Genomic DNA, 18,602 nt, shown 5'->3' on the forward strand with positions numbered 1-18,602 from the left:
TCAGCCGAAGATGATGTTGAGGGCGATGATCAGGACCAGCGCGATCCCCGCCAGCAGACCCGGACGGCGATACCAGCCGGCATCCTCACCACTGGTCGACGCCTGCAAGCTCGCCCGCGGCGTCAACCCGTACACCAACCCCACCAGCTCCGCCGCCGGCTTCGGCCGCGTCACCAGCGACACCACCACACTCACCACGATGTCCACCACGAACGCCACACCCGCACCCACGAAACTCGCACCCTGCCCCGGCAGATCCAGCACCCCGGTCTCCGACAACCCGAACACCACCACCGCCGACACCGTCCCCAACACCAGACCCGCCCACCCCGCATGCGGCGTCATCCGCTTCCAGAACATCCCCAGGATGAACGTCGCGAACAACGGCGCGTTGAAGAACGAGAACAACTGCTGCAGGTAATCCATCAAGTTCGAATACCCCGCCGCGATGAACGCCGTGCCCACCGCCGCCAGCGTCGCCCCCACCGTCACCCAACGCCCCATGCTCAGGTAATAACCATCCGCCCGGTCCCGCACCACATAGGACTGCCAGATGTCATAGGTGAACACCGTGTTGAACGACGACAAGTTCGCCGCCATCCCCGCCATGAACGACGCCAGCAACCCCGCCAGCGCGACCCCCAGAATCCCGTTCGGCAGCAGATCCCGCATCAACAACAAGATCGCATCGTTGTAATCCACACCCCCACCACCGGACCCACCGGCCTGCTTGAACGCCGCCAACTCCGGGATCAGCACCGCCGCGATCATCCCCGGAATGATCACGATGAACGGAATGAACATCTTCGGGAACGCCCCGATGATCGGCGTCCGCTGCGCCGCCGACATGCTCTTGGACGCCATCGCCCGCTGCACCTCGACGAAGTTCGTCGTCCAATACCCGAAACTGAGCACGAAACCCAGCCCGAACACCAACCCCACCACCGACAACACACTGTTGTCGAACCCGGTCAACTGATTACCCGGCCACGCCGACAACTGCTCCGCACCACCCGGCCCCGCCGACACCTTCTCGACCAGACCCTGCACCCCACCGACCTTCACCAACCCGATGATCGTCAACGGCAACAACGCCGCCACGATCACGAAGAACTGCAACACCTCGTTGTAGATCGCCGCCGACAACCCACCCAACGCCGTGTACGACAACACGATCGCCGCCGCCAGCAACACCGACAACCACAACGGCCACCCCAGCAACGCATTCACGATGCTGGCCAGCAAATACAGATTCACCCCCGCGATCAACACCTGCGCCACCGCGAAACTGATCCCGTTCACCAGATGCGCCGCCCGCCCGAACCGGCGCAACATGAACTCCGGAACACTACGCACCTTCGAGCCGTAGTAGAACGGCATCATCACCACGCCCAAGAACAGCATGGCCGGCACCGCACCGATCCAGAAATAATGCATCGTCGGCATCCCGTACTCGGCACCATTCGCCGACATACCGATGATCTCGATCGCACCCAGATTCGCCGAGATGAACGCCAACCCCGTCACCCACGCCGGCAACGCCCGACCCGACAGGAAAAAATCCAAACTGGTGGAAACCGCACGCCGCGCCAGATAACCGATACCCAGCACAAAAACGAAGTACAACGCCAACAACGCAAAATCCACCGCGTTGGCGTCCAGCAGCTGACCTTGAGCCAGCACCTGGGTGGCGGCCCATCTCCCAGTGAACAAAGTGGTCCCCTCTTTTCGCAGGAGCGTCGGCGTGGCGCGCCGAGAACGCAGGACGCGAAGGTGTCCCCGGCCGACTCTAGGCCGATCGGGTCAATATGTTGTCCGCAGCAACTTATCATCGGGAGATGGCGACACCGCCGGGCGTAACCGCATCGCAATGTGCGTGTTTCCCAACCGGGGCAACGGTTTCCGCCGATCGGCTCAGCGGCTGGCCAGCACCTGCTCGAAGGCCAGCTCGGCGGCGCCGAGCAGCTTGCCGTCCGCGCCGAGTGAGGACGTGACCAGCTTGGTGCCGCCCATCGCGCGGCTGACCAGGCTGCGCTCGGTGACCAGCTTGCCGACGTGGTCGATCAGGGTGCGCGGCAGCGCGGTGAACAGATCGCCGAGCACCACCAGCTGCGGGCACAGCAGGTTGACCACATTGCACAGCCCGACGGCGAGCCACTCGCCGAACTCGCCGAGTCGCTGCAACACCTCGTCCGGCTGCTGCGCCAAGGCGTGCAGCTCGGCGACGACCACGCCGCGCGGCGAATCCTCCGGCAGGCCCAGCGCCCGGCTCAGGGCTCGCTCCCCCACCTCGGTCTCCCAGCATCCCCTGCTGCCGCAATAGCATTCGTGCCCGTCGGGCCGCACCACCATGTGCCCGAGCTCGCCGACGTAGCCGCCGCTACCGCGCAATGGCATCCCGCCGGAGATCACCCCGCCGCCGACGCCGACATCCGCCCCGACGAAGACCGCATCGGTCGCGCCGCGCGCCGCCCCGCGGAGGTGTTCGGCGAGCGCGCTGAGCTCCGCGTCGTTGCCGACCTCCACCCGCCGGCCGTCGAGCGCCCGGGAAAGCCAGTCGCCGAGCGGCACTTCGGTCCAGTGCAGGTTCGGCGCCTCGCGCACCATCCCGTCCGCGCGGCGCACCACGCCGGGCGCCGAGGCGCCGACCGCCACGACGTCGACGCCGGCCTCCTCGATGAGCACCGCACTGTTGTCGACGATCTTGGTGAAGACCTCGCGCGGATTCCGGCTGGTCGGGCGCAGGCTCCAGCTGCACCGGTTGAGGATCTCGCCGCCGAGCCCGATCAGCGCCATCGCCACCTGCTCGACCCGGATGTCCACCGCCAGCGTCACCGCCGCTTGCGGCTGCGGCAGCACCAGCAGCGACGGCCGGCCGGCGCCGCTGCGCTGGGCGGGCACCCGCTCCACCACGAGCCCGTCCTTGACCAGCTCGTCGACCAGGGCCTTGATGGTGCTGCGGTTGAGCCCCATCTCGGCGGCCAGCGCGGCCCGGGTGCAGGGCCCGCCGGTGTGCAGCCGACGCAGCAGTACCGCCCGGTTGTGCTGACGCACCTCGTCGGGCCGCGCTCCCGCTGTTGGTGTCGTGGTCAACTCGGCCGCTTCCTCCGCCTGCTTCGGGCTTCCGATCCGGGACAAGCTGTAGCACAGCGGATGCTTGCGCTGCGCACCGTGCTCCCCGGCTCAGCTGTCATGCTGCGCCGTCGACCGCCGCCGGGACAACGCGTCCACGCCTGCGGCGGCCACCAGGACCAGCCCGGTGATGATGTTCACCGGCGCGGCGGCGAAGCCCAGCAGGTTCAGGCCGTTCTGGACGGTGGCGAGCACCGCGCCGCCGAGGACCGCGTCCTGCAGCCGGCCCTTCCCGCCGAACAGCGACGTGCCGCCGATGACGGCCGCGCCGACCGCGAACAGCACGAGGTTGCCGTTGCCCGCGCTGCCGTCGACCGAGCCGACCTTCGAGGTGTAGACGATGGCGCCCACCGCCGCGACCGACGAGCAGATGATGAACGCGCTCATCCGGATCTTGGCGACGTTCACCCCGGCCCGGTGCGCGGCGTCCCGGTTGTTGCCGACGGCGCACAGGTGCCGGCCGAAGCGGGTGCGGTCCAGCACGTACGTGCCCACGATCAGCAGCACCAGGATGATCGGCACCACGTAGGGCACGCCGCGGATCGACGCCAGCTCCGGGTGCGGCGAACGGTTGAGCGTCAGCAGGTACGTCGCGACGCCGCCGCAGCCGAGGACGGCGCCGACCTTGGCCACCACCAGCACCGTCGGCTGCGCGACGAGCCCGCGCCGGAGCCTGGTCAGGTGCCGGTGGGCCACCACGGCGGCATATCCGGCGCCGGTCACCAGGAAAAGCAGCCAGCTGCCCGCCACGCCGAGGCTGCCGTTGGCGACGGCGAACAGCTCCGGGCTCTGCCGGACCGAGATCGTGCCACCCGGGCCGACCAGCTGGAGCACCACGCCGGACCAGGTGATGAACAGCCCCAGCGTCACGACGAACGACGGGATGCGGACCTTCGAGACCGCGAACCCCGTCACGCACCCGATCGCCGCCCCGACGCACACCGCCAGCAGCATCTCCAGCCACGGGTTCGCGCCGACCCCGGCGACCACGAGCACCAACGCCAACGCGGAAAGCCCGGCACCGAGCCAGATCCGCAGCAGCAGCGCCAGCAGCGCCGCGCCCGCGAGCCCCAGCGCGAAGGCGTAGAACACCGAACCGCCCATCGCGCCGAGCAGGTTCCCGTCGTGCTGGAAGTGCAGTGCGAGCACCGACGCCGCCACGCCGGAGGCCGTTCCGGCGGACAGGTCGATCTCGCCGATCAGCAGCACGTAGACGATGCCCATCGCGATGATCGCCTGCCCAGCGCCCTGGTGCAGCAGGTTGGCCAGGTTGTTGAGGGTCAGGAAGTCCTCGGACAGGGCGGCGAACAGCACCAGCAGCACGGCCAGCATCACCAGCGCGGGCAACGCGCCGAGATCGCCGCGGCGGATCTTGCCGACGTAGTCGCGCAGGGCCTCGCCGGTGGCGCGGGAGGTCGTGTCGATGCCGAAGTCGGCGATGCGCAGCGCCGGTTCGGCCGCGCCGGTCGGGCTGTTGGTCATGGACGCTCCTCAGAATCTTCTTTGAAGCGGCGCAGCCGCTTAGCCCACGTACGCAACCGGCACCGCCGCGGGTTCACGGTGCCGACCCCTCTGGGGTTCTCCCAGTGAGGACAGCCCCGACGTGATGAATTGGCATTCATGATGTCGGGGATCCCACAGCGAGAAGGCCTCTGTAACTCCCGCAGGGGGGCCTCCACCCGCACCGCTGTGCAAGACGAGTTCAACGCGGTACCTCACACTGCTGTCGGGCGGGCGAGGCCGAGGTCACCGGAGCGGCCGGCGGTCATCAGCTCGACGACCTGGCCGTGGGTCAGGTCCCGGGCGGGCAGTTCGGCGGCCATGCGTCCCAGGTAGAGGGTGGCGATCCGGTCGGCGACCTCGAACACGTCGGACATGTTGTGGCTGATCAGCACCACGCCGAGGCCCTGGTCGGCCAGGCGGCGGATGAGGTCGAGGACCTGCCGGGTCTGCGCGACGCCGAGCGCCGCGGTGGGTTCGTCGAGGATCACCACCTTGCTGTTCCACAGCACGGCCTTGGCGATGGCGACGGTCTGCCGCTGGCCGCCGGAGAGCGAGCCGACCTTCGCGCGCACCGAACCGACGGTGCGCACCGACAGGGAGCGGAGGGTGCGCCTCGCGGCCAGCTCCATCTCGGTGTCGTCGAGCAGCATCGCCGGGCCCCGCTCGCGGCCGAGGAACATGTTCTGCACGACGTCGAGGTCGTCGCACAGCGCGAGGTCCTGGTAGACGACCTCGATGCCCAGCGCGGCGGCGTCGCCGGGCCGCTGGATCTGCACGGGGTCGCCCTCGAAGAGCACCTCGCCGCCGTCGATGCGGTGCATGCCCGCGATGCATTTGACCAATGTGGACTTCCCGGCGCCGTTGTCGCCGATCAGCGCGGTGACCTCGCCGGCGCGCACGGTGAAGTCCACCTCCCGCAGCGCGCGGACCGGGCCGAAGCTCTTGTTGACCCGGCGCAGCGCCAGGATCGGCTCGTGCACACGCCCTCCTTCGAACAGGTTTCTTTCAGAATGCGGCGTCAGCCGCCACCCGCACCGCCACGCAAGCCAATTGAAGGCATCACCTCCATCAGGCGATGCCGAGCTGGCGGCAGGTGCTCGCCAGCTCGCCGCCGCAGATCTCCTCGGCCCGGACGTCCGCCGGGCCGAGCACCGACTTGATGTTCTCCCGCGTGATCAGCTGCGGCGGCAGCAGGACCGACTTCACCTCGCGCCCGCCGACCGGATCGGGCGTTCGCTGCTGGGCCAGCGCGTCGGCGGCCGCGGTGTCGCCGCGGGCGAGCGCGGCCGCCAGCGCCGCCGTCACCGACGCCTCGTCGCGGATCGGCTTGAACACCGTGGACGACTGGTAGCCCTGCAGGATCGCGCGCAGGCCGTCGACGGTCATGTCCTGGCCGGTGACCGGGACCGCGCCCGCCAGGCCGTACTTCTGCAGCACGGTGATCACCGCCGAGGCCAGCCCGTCGTTCGCGGCGAGGACGCCGTCCACCCGCCCGCCGTTGGCGGTCAGCAGCTGTTCGAAGACCCGGCCGCCGGCCTGGTTGTCCCAACCGTCGACGAACCGGCTGCTCGCCAGCTTCAGCTCGCCCGCGGCGTAACGGGGGCCGAGCTCCGCGGACTGGCCGTGGTGCACCAGCGTCGCGTTGTGGTCGGTCGTGGCGCCGCCGATCTCGATCACCTGGCCGCCGGGCTTGTCGCGCATCGCCGTCGCGAGCGCCCTGGCCTGCAGTTCGCCGACCTTCTCGTGGTCGAAGCTGACGTAGTAGTCGGCGCTGCCGCCGACGTTGAGCCGGTCGTAGTCGATCACCGGGACGCCGAGCCGGTCTGCCTTCTGCTCGACGGTGGCCCCGGCGTCGCCGCTGGGCGCGGCGATGATCAGCACCTGCACCCGCTGGCTGAGCATGCCGTCGGCGATCTGGGCGAACTTCTGCGCGTCGCCCTGCGCGTTCTGCACGATCGGCGTGAGGCCTTCCCGGCGCAGCGCCGCCTGCAGCATCGGCTGGTCGAAGTGCGCCCAGCGCGCGGAGGTCGCGGTGTCCGGGAGGATCACGCCGACCCGCGGACCGCCGGTGCCCGGCGCGGCCGCGTCGGCGTCCGGCTCCGGCAGCCTGTTGTTCCCGCAGGCCACCAGCAACAGCCCGATGCTGCAGGCCAGCGCGATCAGCGCCGCGGGCGTTCTCCCCATCGAGAAGCCTTCCCCACTCCCGAACGGAATCGTGCAGAACCAAACGTTGCGACAAACAACTTATGACACAACACCGCGAGCGGAGAAGTTGACCTGATCGATGCAGGGCCGAGACTTGATCGATGTAGCCCATCTCTCAGAGGTGGCATCCGATGGTATGTTGCCGCCTGCAACATATTCTTCGCGGCCCTTCTCCACCCAACGGCAGAGCGCACCCGCGCCCCGCGCAGGCCGCCGGTTCCGCAGTTCCACCCCGCACGGATGACCTCCGAACGCAGAGGAGAACGGCATGACCCGTTGGTTAGGCACGACCCGTTCGCGGCTCGCGCTGGCGCTCACCGCGGTGGCCTGCACCGCCGCGGTCACCCCCGCCGTGGCAGCGGCACCGCCCGCCTACCGCGACGCGACGCGTCCGGTCGCCGACCGGGTGGACGACCTGATGGCGCGAATGTCGTTGCAGGACAAGATAGGCCAGATGACGCAGGCCGAGCGGCTGGCCGCCGACCCGGGCGCCGCGGCGGCCGCCGGGATCGGCTCGATCCTCAGCGGCGGCGGATCGGCGCCGACGCCGAACACCGCGGAAGCCTGGGCGGACATGTACGACGCCTACCAACGTGCGGCCATCGCCGCCCCGCTGGGCATTCCGATCATCTACGGCGTCGACGCGGTGCACGGGCACAACAACGTGCACGGCGCGACGATCTTCCCGCACAACATCGGGCTCGGCGCCACCAACGACCCGGGGCTGGTCGAGCGGATCGGCCGGGCGACCGCCGAGGAAGTCGCCGGCACCGGCATCGACTGGGACTTCGCACCATGCTTGTGCGTGGCGCGCAACGACCGCTGGGGACGCACCTACGAGTCGTTCGGCGAGACCCCGGAGCGGCCCACCGCGATGGCCTCCGCCGTGACCGGCCTGCAGGGGTCCACTCTGGACGGTCCGGCGTCCGTGCTGGCCACGGCGAAGCACTACGTCGGCGACGGCGGCACGACCGGCGGCGACGACCAGGGCAACACCGAGGTCGACGAGGCCGGACTGCGCGCGGTGCACCTGCCGCCGTTCCAGGCCGCGATCGAGCGCGGCGTCGGCTCGGTGATGATCTCCTACAGCAGCTGGAACGGCGTCAAGATGCACACCGGCGACTACCTGATCAACGACGTGCTCAAGGGCGAGCTGGGCTTCACCGGTTTCGTCGTGTCGGACTGGCAGGCCATCGACAAGATCGACGGCCAGGAGGGCTTCACCGCCGACGAGGTGCGCGATTCGGTCAACGCCGGGCTGGACATGATCATGGTGCCGAACGAGTACCAGGAGTTCATGGCCCTGCTGCGCGCCGAGGTCGAGGCCGGCCGGGTGCCGATGGAGCGCATCGACGACGCCAACCGCCGCATCCTGACCAAGAAGTTCGAGCTCGGCCTGTTCGAGCGGCCGTTCACCGACCGCAGCCTCACCGGCACCGTCGGCAGCGCGGAACACCGCGAACTCGCCCGCGAGGCGGTCCGCGAATCGCAGGTGCTGCTGAAGAACGACGGGAACCTGCTGCCGCTGGCCAAGGACGGCGGCAAGATCTTCGTCGCGGGCAAGAACGCCGACGACATCGGCAACCAGAGCGGCGGCTGGACGATCAGCTGGCAGGGCGGCAGCGGCCCGATCACGTCGGGAACCACGATCCTGCGGGGAATCCAGCAGGCCGTCTCTCCCGGCACCGAGGTGACCTACGACCGCAACGGCAACGGCATCGACGGCAGCTACCGGGCGGCGATCGCGGTGGTCGGCGAAACCCCCTACGCCGAGGGCGAAGGCGACCGCCCGGAGGGCATGGGCCTGGACGAGGAGGACCAGACGACGCTGGCCCGGCTCCAGGAGTCCGGCGTGCCGGTGATCGTGGTGACGGTGTCGGGCCGCCCGCTGGACATCGCGGCGGACCTGCCGGAGTGGGACGCGCTCCTAGCGGCCTGGCTGCCCGGCACCGAAGGCGCCGGCATCGCCGACGTCCTCTTCGGCGACCACAACCCGACCGGAACCCTGCCGATGACCTGGATGGCGGGCGCGGATCAGCAGCCGATCAACGACGGAGACGGCCAGAAGCCCCTGTTCCCCTACGGCTACGGCCTGAACTACTGACGAAGCCCGAAGAGTGCCTGCCGCCGATCGGCTCGGCGGCAGGCGCCCTTCTCGCAGAACTACAACCCGATGTTCGTCGGGGCGGAGCCGGTCGGCGTCACCGGGTGGGTGGCGGACTTCCACGGCGTCGAAGCACCATTTCTCGATGCTCCACGAACGGCCGCCCGACCCGGCCAGTGCTGGTCATCGACCGGTGGCTAGCCTCGGGCTGCGTGACTGCGATCTCTAGTGTGGTGACCCGCTTCGTGGCCGGGTCTGTCCACGCCTACGACTTCTCCGGGAGCCCTGCGGTGGAGTCGGCGGCGGTGCCGGTCGCCACGTTTCCCGTCGGGGCGGCCATCGAGCCGAGAAGCCACGCGGTGGCGCCGAACCTACTGCGTGCGGTGTATGCGACGGCCGACGAGATGGTATGCATCGACCGCGAAGGCAAGACGCTGTGGCAGCTCGGCTTCGGCCCTGGGGCGCAGGAGCCGTACAACGCCATGGCGAGTTGTGAGTTTTCGCTGGCCGGGACCGTGGTGTGGCTTTACATGCCGGACGCCATGGCAGGGCGCGGTGACGGCCTGGACCACTGGCTCGCCATCGACGCCGAGACGGGAGGCGTCATCGCGCGGACCGAACTCGACTGCGCCGGTCACGGTGGGCACAAGTTTGCCCACCCCGATGGCGCGCACATGCTGCTCGACGTCGGCGAGGGGCAGGACGGTTCGCGGGTGTACCGAGGTCATCTCGACCGGGACGTCATCGAACTGACCGCCTACCCGTGGACCGACCGTAGCCTCGTAAGTCTCGCGCCGGACGGCCACCACTTCATGACCGTCCATCACGACCAGGAGGACGTCGCCTTCCACACGTACCCCGGTGGCGAGCTGTTGGTCCAGATTGCGGTGGAGTCCTTCGGCTACGACCCCGACGAGGCGTACGTGGAGTGGGCCGGTGGCTATCTCGACTCCGAAACCGCCATCGTCGCCATCGGCGGGGAGACCGAGGACGAACAGGAGTGGTACCGGCACCATCTCGTCGACGCACGCACCGGACAGGTACGCGGAACGCTCGACACCCAGACCCGCGACGCGTACGACATCGAACCACTTGGCGACGGCTCGTGGCTCAGCACCGATGACGACGACCGGCTCCGGCGCCGCACCCGATAACCGGCCCATCGAGGCGCCGTTCACCACGGCGCAATCGGATGATCTACGTCGTAGTTCAGCCCAGGACCAGGCCCGATGATGATCTCGTGTAGCGCTACGACCAGCAGACGCTGCATCAAGATCGACTACACCGGGCCTGACCTTGGAGGACACATGCTGTCCGATTTATCGGTCAGATGCGCCCTTCGGCACCCCGGCACCTGTACGACGTTCGTCCGGGTCAACCGCTCGCGGGCAGGATCCGGCCCGTCACCTCGCCGAAGCCGATCCGGGAGCCTCCTGGGCCCGGTGCCGTCGCCGTGATGGTGACCTCGTCGCCGTCCTGGAGGAACGTTCGCTCCTCCCCACCGACCTCGACGGGTTCCTTGCCACCCCAGGTGAGTTCGATGAACGCGCCGCGCTGGTTCTTCTCCGGGCCCGAGATCGTGCCGGACGCGTACAGGTCGCCGGTGCGGCTGGTCGCCCCGTTGACCGTCAGGTGCGCCAGCATCTGGGCCGGGGACCAGTACATCTCCCGGTACGGCGGGCGGGAGACCTCGTGCCCGTTCCAGGACACCGCGAGGTCGATGTCCAGGCCCCACGGCTCGGTTTCCCGCAGGTACGGCAGGGGTTCCGGCTCCTGGTCCGGGACCGGGACGCGCGCGGCCTCCAGCGCGAGCAGCGGGACCACCCACGCGGAGATCGACGTGGCGAAGCTCTTGCCGAGGAACGGGCCCAGCGGCACGTACTCCCACGCCTGGATGTCGCGGGCCGACCAGTCGTTGACCAGCACGACGCCGAACACGTGGGTGGCGAAGTCCGCGGCGGGCACGGTGGCGCCCAGGTCGGAGCCGGTGCCGACGATGAAGCCGAGCTCCGCCTCGATGTCCAGGCGGCGGCAGGCCCCGAACGTCGGGGCGCCCTCGTCCGGCGCCTTGCGCTGGCCGCTGGGGCGGACGATGTCGGTGCCCGACACCACGACCGTGCCACTACGCCCGTGGTAGCCGACCGGCAGGTGCTTCCAGTTCGGCATCAGCGGCTCGGCGTTCGGCCGGAACAGCCGGCCGAGGTTGGACGCGTGGTGCTCCGAGGCGTAGAAGTCGACGTAGTCGGCGACCTCGATCGGCAGGTGCGTGGTGACGTCGGCGACCGGGTGCACCGCCGCGTCCGGTACGTCCCCCGACACCAGCTCGGTGATCTGCCGCCGCACCTGCACCCACCGCTCGTGGCCCTGCGCCATGAACGCGTTCAGGCTCGGCCGCGCGAAGACCTCGTCGCCCAGCGCCACCGCGAGGTCCACAACGGACTCCCCCACGCGGACGCCGACCCGCGGCTCGGTGCCGGGAGTGGAGAACACGCCGTAGGGCAGGTTGTCGAACCCGAACGGCGAACCGGCGGGGATGTCGATCACGGTCACGAGGCGACTCCTTCTGCGCTGAGCACCACCGCGGGCACCAGGCCCAGGTCCACCAGCTCGGTCAGGGGCTCGACGATGCTGCACGTGCCGAAGGACAGGAACCGCTCGCGGGCGGCCGCGACCCGCGCGTCGTCCAGGGTCCCGACGCGCTCGGCGACCTTGCGCGCATCGCGTTCGGCGAGGATCTCGGCGATCTCGGACTCGTCGGCGAAGTCCACCGCCGCGTCGGTGGCCAGCAGCAGGTTCAGGTAGCCGTGCTGCTCGAAACCGGTTGCGGGATCGGTGTTGCGGATCGCGTGGTGCAGCCCGGCGGTGGCCTTGAACGGCACCCGCGCGTCGACGACCGCCCGGATCGCGGCGGCCAGTTCCGCCTCGTCCGGGTACAGCTCGGCCTTCACCCCGCCGGTGCGGAACTTGGCCTGGTACCGGGTGGCGGCGCAGGCGGCGATGACCTCCGGGCGCCGCTGGTCGCGGGGCACCTCGACGAAGACGGCCACGTCCTCGGCCGCCGCGCAGGCCCGGTCGAGCTCGGCGAAGAACTCCGCGGGAGCCTGCCCCGCGGGCACCGCGACCTCCAGGGCGCGCAACCGGACCGGCAGCGCTCCGGCGGCGTCGAACACGGCCCGGAGCTGCCCCGGCCCCTCGGGCGCGGTGATCGAGAGGTCGAGCCGGTCGCCGGGGTCGAGCAGGCCGGCGAGCTCCGCCAGCGCCGGTGCCGCGAGCACCAGCGGCCCGACGAGCTCGGCATACGGCGCGGCCGTGTGCCGGGCGTGCGCGGCGACGGCGTCGGGCAGCGGCGCCAGGCCCGGCGGGAACACCGCGGCGTCATCGCACAGCGACTTCGCGAAATCCGGGATGGTCACTGCTTCGGCCCCCGTCCCGCCCAGGTCCAGGCGTAGCCGGGGTCTTCGGCCGCGCGGCCGCCCTCGCCGAGCTCCAGCGGGCGGAACGTGTCGACCATGACCGCGAGCTCGTCGAAGAACTCCACCCCGATGCTGCGCTCGTAGGCCCCCGGCTGCGGGCCGTGCGAGTGCCCGCCCGGGTGCACTGAGATCGAGCCCTGCCCGATCCCGGAGCCCTTGCGCGCCTCGTAGTCCCCGCCGCAGTAGAACATCACCTCGTCGGAGTCCACATTGGAGTGGTAGTACGGCACCGGGATGGACAGCGGGTGGTAGTCCACCTTGCGCGGCACGAAGTTGCACACCACGAAGTTGTTGCCCTCGAAGACCTGGTGCACCGGCGGCGGCTGGTGCACGCGGCCGGTGATCGGCTCGAAGTCGGACACGTTGAAGGTGTACGGGTACAGGCAGCCGTCCCAGCCGACCACGTCGAACGGGTGCTCCGGGTAGACGAACCGGGTGCCGACGATGCCGGTGCTGCCGCGGTGCTTGACCAGCACCTCGACGTCGGTGCCGTCGGCCAGGACCGGCTCGGTGGGGCCGTGCAGGTCGCGTTCGCAGTACGGCGAGTGCTCCAGCAGCTGGCCGAACTTCGACAGGTACCGGCGCGGCGGCGTGATGTGCGAGTTGGCCTCGATGCAGTACGCGCGCACCGGCTCGTCGCCCTGCGGCAGCCAGCGGTGCGTGGTCGCCCGCGGCAGGATCACGTAGTCGCCCTGCCGGAACGGCAGCGCGCCGAACACCGTCTCGACGACGCCCTCACCGGACTCGATGTACACGCACTCGTCGCCGATCCCGTTGCGGTACAGCGGAGAGGCCTCGCCCGCGACGACGTAGGAGATGCGCACGTCGGCGTTGCCCAGGACCAGCCGGCGGCCGGTCACCACGTCGTGGCGCTTCCACTCCTGGCCGCCGAAGAGCTCGTGCAGCTTCAGGTGCCGCGGCCGAAGCGGGTGGTTCGGCTCGGTACCCAGGTCGGGCAGTTCCCACACCGTCGAGTCGACCAGTGCGGACGGGAGGTTGCGGTGGTAAAGCAGCGACGAGTCGCTGGAGAAGCCCTCCTCCCCCATCAGCTCCTCGTAGTACAGGCCGCCATCGGGCCTGCGGTGCTGGGTGTGCCGCTTCGGCGGCACCTCACCGACCTGCCGGTAGTACGCCATCGCCCTCGCCTCCTTGCAACGGCCCAGGAACCCTCCGGCCCCGGCGCATTTAGTCAATGTATTTACTACTTGCCGCGCGGCGCAACAGCCGAAGGGATCAGTTCCGGCCGCGGATGTCGAACTGGTCGCGGTTCGTGATGAGCTTGTCCAGCAGCATGATCAAGATGCGTTGCTCGGTCTCGGTGAGCACGCTCGTCCACTCGTGTTCCCGCTCGTTCTGCGCCCGGAACACCTCGATCATCTCCTGCCGCCCGCGCTCGGTCAGCGACAGCAGCACGGAGCGGCCGTCGCGCTCGCCCGGCGCCCGGTCCAGCAGCCCGTCCGCGACCAGCGTCTTCGCCAGGTTCGACACCGCGGCCCGGCTCATCCCGGTCAGCTCGGCGGCCTTCTTGGCCTCCAGCGGACCTGCCAGCCAGGTGACGAACAGCAGCCGGAAGCCCGACCAGGACCGGCCGCGCGGCCGGTGCACCGCCGCCTCCAGGTCGTAGGTGACGATGTTGGACGCCCGGTTGAGCGTCAGCAGCACCTCGGTGGCCAGCTGGTGCCGGAACCCGTACTCGCTGGCCAGCCGGTGGTTCGCCAGCTCGACGAAGGACCAGAAATCCAGCTCGTCCGCGGCCATCGCATCCTCCGTCGCCGAACTGATCAATGCGTGAACTATCTCAGCTCGGCCCGAAAACCACCACCCGTCTGAGCCGGTTCTCAGCCTGCGGGCCGCTCTCAGCGTTATCTCAGCGACCTTCAGCCACGCTTGACCCAGGACCCGACAGGAGGAGTCTCATGAAACGGAAGAACGTGGCTTATGCGGCGACCGCCGGTGCCGCGGTGGGCGTGCTCGGCCTGACCGCGCTCGCGCTGCCCGCCGGCGCCGGCGCCGCCCCGGCGTTACCCCCGGTGGCGCCGGAGCAGCTGGTGGAGTCGGTGATGCGGGCGACCCCGCCGGCTCTGACCGGCACCGTCGAGGTGGACAACGCGCTCGGCCTGCCCGCGATCCCGGGCGCGGGCCAGGCCTCCGAGCTGCTTTCCGACGGCACCAGCAAGTTCCAGGTGTGGGCCGACGGCCAGGGCCGCCACCGCGTCTCGGTGCCCTCGCACAACGGAGAGATGACCGTCGTCGACGACGGCTCGACGGTGTGGAAGTGGGATTCGAGCGAGCAGAAGGTGGTCCGCTCGACGGAACACGCGCCGGAATCCGGCGAGCACCAGGGCCCGGCCGATCCCGCCGCGGCGGCCCGCCAGATCATCGACAAGCTCCGGCAGACCAGCGACGTGAAGGTGGACGGCACGGCCAGCGTCGCCGGTCGCGACGCCTACGAGCTGGTGCTCACGCCGAAGCCGACCGAGCGCACCCTGCTGCGCGAGGTGCGGGTCGCGGTGGACGCGGAGAAGCGCATCCCGCTGGAGCTCTCGGTGCTCACCAACGGTTCGAACGACCCGGCGTTCCAGGTCGGCTTCAGCGACATCGACCTCAGCGCCCCGGACCCGGCCCTGTTCCGGTTCACCCCGCCCGCGGGCGCGGAGGTTACGGACGGCAAGTCCGAACACGCACCGCAGCAGCGCCCGGACCGCCCGGAGGGCGAGCACAAGGTCGTCGGCGACGGCTGGGACGCGGTCATAGTGGCCCAGGTGCCGCAGCAGCAGGAGAAGCAGCAGGGCGGCCAGGACTTCCGCCAACTCGCCGAGCGGGTCGGCAAGCCGGTCAGCGGTCCGTGGGGCAACGGCTGGATCATCGGAACGGCGGCGGGCAACGCCCTGCTCACCTCCGACGGTCGCGTCGCGGCCGGTGCGGTGCCGGAGCAGGTGCTCACCGCCGCACTCGGCGGGGCGTGATGACGAAAGCAGTCGAAGCGGTGGGGGCGGCGGCGACCGCCCCCACCGCGGGTGAGCTCGCGGCGCGCACCGTCGGCCTGCGCAAGAGCTACGGCCGGACCGTCGCGGTGGCGGGCGTCGACCTCGCGGTCCCGCGCGGCGGCGTGGTCGGCGTGCTCGGCCCCAACGGTTCGGGCAAGACCACCACGATCCGGATGCTGCTCGGCCTCACCGCTCCCACCTCCGGCACGGTCGAGTTACTCGGCCACCGGCTGCCGGAGCACAGCGGCCGGGTGCTGCCGCAGGTCGGCGCGCTGGTCGAAGGGCCGGGCTTCCACCCGTTCCTGTCCGGCCGGGAGAACCTGCTGCGCTGCGCGGCGATGGAACCGGCGCTGCGCGGCCCGGAGATCCGCGGCGTGGTCGAGCAGGCGCTGGATCGCGTCGGCTTGGGCGCGGCCGCGGGCCGCCGGTACCGGGGCTACTCGCTGGGCATGAAACAGCGGTTGGGCCTGGCCGCGGCGTTGCTGGTGCCGCGTGAGCTGGTGGTGCTCGACGAGCCGACTAACGGCCTGGACCCGGCGGGCACCCGCGAGATCCGCCGGATCATCGCGGAACTGCACGCGGCGGGCACGACGGTGCTGGTGTCCTCGCACCTGCTCGCCGAGATCGAGGCGACCTGCACGCATGTCGCGGTGCTGCACCGCGGTTCGCTGGTCGCGCAGGGCGAACTCGCCGCCATGCTGGACGCCGGCGCACCGCACCTCGTGGTGTCCACATCGGATGCTTCCGGCGCGGTGACGACGCTGAGCGGCAAGGGCGTGCAGGCCAGGGAGGAGGCCGGGGCGGTCCGCGTCGATCTGTCCGATGTGGACTCCGCGGAGGTCGTGGCGATCCTCGTCCACGGCGGTATTCCGGTGCACGAAGCGCGGCTGGCCCGGACCGGCCTGGAGGACCTTTTCGCCCGGCTGACCGAGGAGGAGCTGTGACGGCGATCGACGCAACCGCGACGGCGGCGCGGACGTCCGCCCCGCTGGGGCGCGTCCTGCTGGCCGAGCTGCGGTGGGTGCTGCGCAGGCCGCGCAACCTGCTCGCGCTCGTCCTGCTGGCGGGCCTCCCGGTACTCCTCGGCACCGCGATCGCCGTCACCGGCGGGCCGGGCGGCCGCGGCGGAGGTTCCCTCCTCGCCGCGGTGGCCGGAAACGGCCTGGTGCTGCCGATCGCGGCGTTGGTGCTCGCGCAGACGCTGCTGCTGCCGCTGGTCGTGGCGATGGTCGCGGCCGACGCGCTGGCCGGCGAGTCGGCGCACGGCACGCTGCGCGGGCTGCTGCTCGCGCCCGTGGGGCGGGTGCGGCTGGTCGGCGTCAAAGCCGCCGGCGTGCTGGTGATGGCGGTGCTCTCGGTGATCGTCATCGCGATCAGCGGCGTCCTGACCGGGCTGGTCATCGTCGGCGGCGACGGCATGGTCACGCTGTCCGGGACCACGTTGCCGATCGGCTCGGCGCTGGGCCGGGTGGCGCTGGCCGCCGGGTGGTCCGCGGTGCAGATGGCCGCGGTCGGGGCGATCGCGCTGGCGATCTCGTCGCTGACCGAGCACCCGTTGGTGGTCATGGCCGCCACCATGGGCGGCCTGATCGTGTTCGGGGTGCTCGGCACGATCCCGGCCCTGGACTGGCTGCAACCGCTGCTGATCACCACCGACTGGTCGGCGGTGATGGACGTGCTGCGCGACCCGATCAGCGGCGACACGCTGGTCACGGGCCTGCTCCGCGCGGGTTGCTACCTGCTCATCGGCCTGTCGGCGGCCATCGCGCGCGTGGTCACCAAGGACGCCTGACGGTGCGGGGGCGGCGACGCCTCCGCACCCCGGCATCAGCGAAGCAACATCGCGTACAACTCCAGCCACGCGGCCCGCAGCAGCAGGCGCGTCGTGCCGGCTCGGTCCCACCCGAGCGTCGTCCGGTCGCTTCGAACTGATCGCGGCTGCCGGTGGTGGCGCAATTCGAACCCTTCGATCCCGCCGGACCGGACGCCCGCGGCGCCCGCTCCGAATCCCCGACGCCTGGCAAGACTCCGTTGTCCCGCCAGGCCGCACCTCGTCCGGGGGCGATGCCCCGTCCGGAACGTGCGACGGACACATTGCTCGTTACTCGCCGGTTGCGCAAGAAAAATTTTCACCGCGCCCCGCCGGGCGGGCCGGTAGGTTCGAGTCCGTCGTCCGCCTCCGAAGGGATGTCATGGAGTTCCGCCATCTCGGCCGCAGCGGCCTGGTCATCAGCGAGATCGCCTACGGCAACTGGGTCACCCACGGGTCCCAGGTCGCCGAGGACGCCGCGACCGCGTGCATCCGCGCCGCGCTGGACGCCGGCATCACCACCTTCGACACCGCCGACGTGTACGCCGCAGGCCGCGCCGAGGCCGTCCTGGGCCGCGCGCTGCGGGGCGAGCGGCGCGAGGGGCTGGAGATCTTCACCAAGGTCTACTTCCCCACCGGCCCGGGCCGCAACGACCGGGGGCTCAGCCGCAAGCACATCATGGAGTCCATCGACGCCTCGCTGCGCCGCCTGCAGACCGACTACGTCGACCTCTACCAGGCGCACCGCTACGACCCGGAAACCCCGCTGGAGGAGACCATCGAGGCGTTCGCCGACGTGGTCCGCGCTGGCAAGGCGCACTACATCGGCGTGTCGGAGTGGACCGCCGAGCAGATCCGCGCCGGTCATGCGCTGGCTCGCGAGCTGCATGTACCGCTGGTGTCCAACCAGCCGCAGTACTCCGCGCTGTGGCGGGTGATCGAGGACGAGGTAGTGCCGGCCTCGGCGGAGCTGGGCATCGGCCAGATCGTCTGGTCGCCCATCGCGCAGGGCGTGCTCACCGGCAAGTACCTGCCCGGGGCCGCGCCACCGGCGGGTTCCCGCGCCACCGACGAGAACGGGGGCGCGACCTTCGTCTCCCGCTTCCTCCGGGACGACGTGCTGCAGCACGTGCAGAAGCTCAACCCGCTGGCCGCCGAGGCGGGCCTGTCGCCGGCGCAGCTGGCGGTGGCCTGGGTGCTGCAGAACCCGAACGTCTCGGCGGCCATCATCGGCGCCTCCCGGCCCGAGCAGATCGCCGAGAACGTCGCGGCGTCCGGCGTTCGGCTCGAAGCCGGGCTGCTGCGGCGAATGGAGGAGATCCTCGCCCCGGTCGCGGAGCGCAACCCGGCGAAAACCGCCGAGAACGCACCGAAGGCCCAGAAGTGAA

15 protein-coding genes are annotated in these 18,602 nt (G+C 70.4%); 6 read left to right on the forward strand and 9 right to left on the reverse strand.

Features of this window, described 5'->3' with window-relative positions; all coding sequences use genetic code 11:
* From BLW84_RS25615 to BLW84_RS25635, 5 genes are all read right to left on the reverse strand, one after another.
* Positions 1-1,683, reverse strand: a complete 1,683-nt coding sequence (locus BLW84_RS25615; RefSeq protein ID WP_093270155.1) for a sodium:solute symporter family protein — start codon at positions 1,681-1,683, stop codon at positions 1-3.
* A 231-nt stretch (positions 1,684-1,914) separates the two neighbouring features.
* Positions 1,915-3,093 (reverse strand): ROK family transcriptional regulator, encoded by a 1,179-nt coding sequence (locus BLW84_RS25620; protein WP_093270157.1) that lies wholly within the window; start codon positions 3,091-3,093, stop codon positions 1,915-1,917.
* A gap of 90 nt (positions 3,094-3,183) precedes the next feature.
* Positions 3,184-4,614 (reverse strand): sugar ABC transporter permease, encoded by a 1,431-nt coding sequence (locus tag BLW84_RS25625; RefSeq protein WP_093269884.1) that lies wholly within the window; start codon positions 4,612-4,614, stop codon positions 3,184-3,186.
* 233 nt (positions 4,615-4,847) lie between these two features.
* On the reverse strand, positions 4,848-5,615 hold the full coding sequence (locus tag BLW84_RS25630) for an ATP-binding cassette domain-containing protein (RefSeq protein WP_093269887.1): 768 nt from the start codon (positions 5,613-5,615) through the stop codon (positions 4,848-4,850).
* An 88-nt stretch (positions 5,616-5,703) separates the two neighbouring features.
* Positions 5,704-6,819, reverse strand: a complete 1,116-nt coding sequence (locus tag BLW84_RS25635; RefSeq protein ID WP_093269890.1) for a sugar ABC transporter substrate-binding protein — start codon at positions 6,817-6,819, stop codon at positions 5,704-5,706.
* Positions 6,820-7,108: 289 nt separating this feature from the next.
* On the opposite strand from BLW84_RS25635, the gene BLW84_RS25640 reads away from it, so the two are divergent.
* Together BLW84_RS25640 and BLW84_RS25645 are read left to right on the forward strand one after the other, a co-directional pair.
* A complete protein-coding gene (locus tag BLW84_RS25640; RefSeq protein ID WP_093269893.1) occupies positions 7,109-8,944 on the forward strand; it encodes a glycoside hydrolase family 3 protein in 1,836 nt (611 codons plus the stop codon).
* A 290-nt stretch (positions 8,945-9,234) separates the two neighbouring features.
* A complete protein-coding gene (locus tag BLW84_RS25645) occupies positions 9,235-10,098 on the forward strand; it encodes a hypothetical protein (protein ID WP_143061103.1) in 864 nt (287 codons plus the stop codon).
* Between the two features lie 220 nt (positions 10,099-10,318).
* On the opposite strand, the gene fahA is transcribed toward BLW84_RS25645, so the two are convergent.
* The 4 genes from fahA to BLW84_RS25665 all read right to left on the reverse strand — a co-directional run bounded on the left by fahA (position 10,319) and on the right by BLW84_RS25665 (position 14,175).
* Positions 10,319-11,494 carry a fumarylacetoacetase gene (gene fahA, locus BLW84_RS25650; protein ID WP_093269898.1) on the reverse strand — a complete coding sequence of 392 codons (1,176 nt, stop codon included), beginning with the start codon at positions 11,492-11,494 and terminating at the stop codon, positions 10,319-10,321.
* Positions 11,491-12,357, reverse strand: coding sequence for a hypothetical protein (locus BLW84_RS25655; RefSeq protein ID WP_093269904.1), 867 nt, complete (start codon positions 12,355-12,357; stop codon positions 11,491-11,493). The genes fahA and BLW84_RS25655 overlap by 4 nt, the downstream gene beginning before the upstream one ends.
* Positions 12,354-13,553, reverse strand: coding sequence for a homogentisate 1,2-dioxygenase (locus BLW84_RS25660; RefSeq protein WP_093269907.1), 1,200 nt, complete (start codon positions 13,551-13,553; stop codon positions 12,354-12,356). The genes BLW84_RS25655 and BLW84_RS25660 overlap by 4 nt, the downstream gene beginning before the upstream one ends.
* Positions 13,554-13,650: 97 nt before the next feature.
* On the reverse strand, positions 13,651-14,175 hold the full coding sequence (locus BLW84_RS25665) for a MarR family winged helix-turn-helix transcriptional regulator (RefSeq protein ID WP_093269912.1): 525 nt from the start codon (positions 14,173-14,175) through the stop codon (positions 13,651-13,653).
* Positions 14,176-14,333: 158 nt separating this feature from the next.
* Here BLW84_RS25665 and BLW84_RS25670 point away from each other — a divergent pair, with 158 nt between their 5' ends.
* From BLW84_RS25670 to BLW84_RS25685, 4 genes are all read left to right on the forward strand, one after another.
* Complete coding sequence (locus tag BLW84_RS25670; protein WP_093269915.1) at positions 14,334-15,383, forward strand: LolA family protein; 1,050 nt, start codon at positions 14,334-14,336, stop codon at positions 15,381-15,383.
* Positions 15,383-16,348 (forward strand): ABC transporter ATP-binding protein, encoded by a 966-nt coding sequence (locus BLW84_RS25675; RefSeq protein ID WP_093269917.1) that lies wholly within the window; start codon positions 15,383-15,385, stop codon positions 16,346-16,348. The genes BLW84_RS25670 and BLW84_RS25675 overlap by 1 nt, the downstream gene beginning before the upstream one ends.
* Entirely contained in the window at positions 16,345-17,196 is an 852-nt protein-coding gene (locus tag BLW84_RS25680; protein WP_093269921.1) for an ABC transporter permease, read from the forward strand. The genes BLW84_RS25675 and BLW84_RS25680 overlap by 4 nt, the downstream gene beginning before the upstream one ends.
* A 400-nt stretch (positions 17,197-17,596) precedes the next feature.
* Positions 17,597-18,601 (forward strand): aldo/keto reductase family protein, encoded by a 1,005-nt coding sequence (locus BLW84_RS25685; RefSeq protein ID WP_093269923.1) that lies wholly within the window; start codon positions 17,597-17,599, stop codon positions 18,599-18,601.
* The last annotated feature ends 1 nt before the right edge of the window (position 18,602 follow it).

The sequence above is a fragment of the Saccharopolyspora shandongensis genome (assembly GCF_900106995.1).
GTDB lineage: Bacteria > Actinomycetota > Actinomycetes > Mycobacteriales > Pseudonocardiaceae > Saccharopolyspora > Saccharopolyspora shandongensis.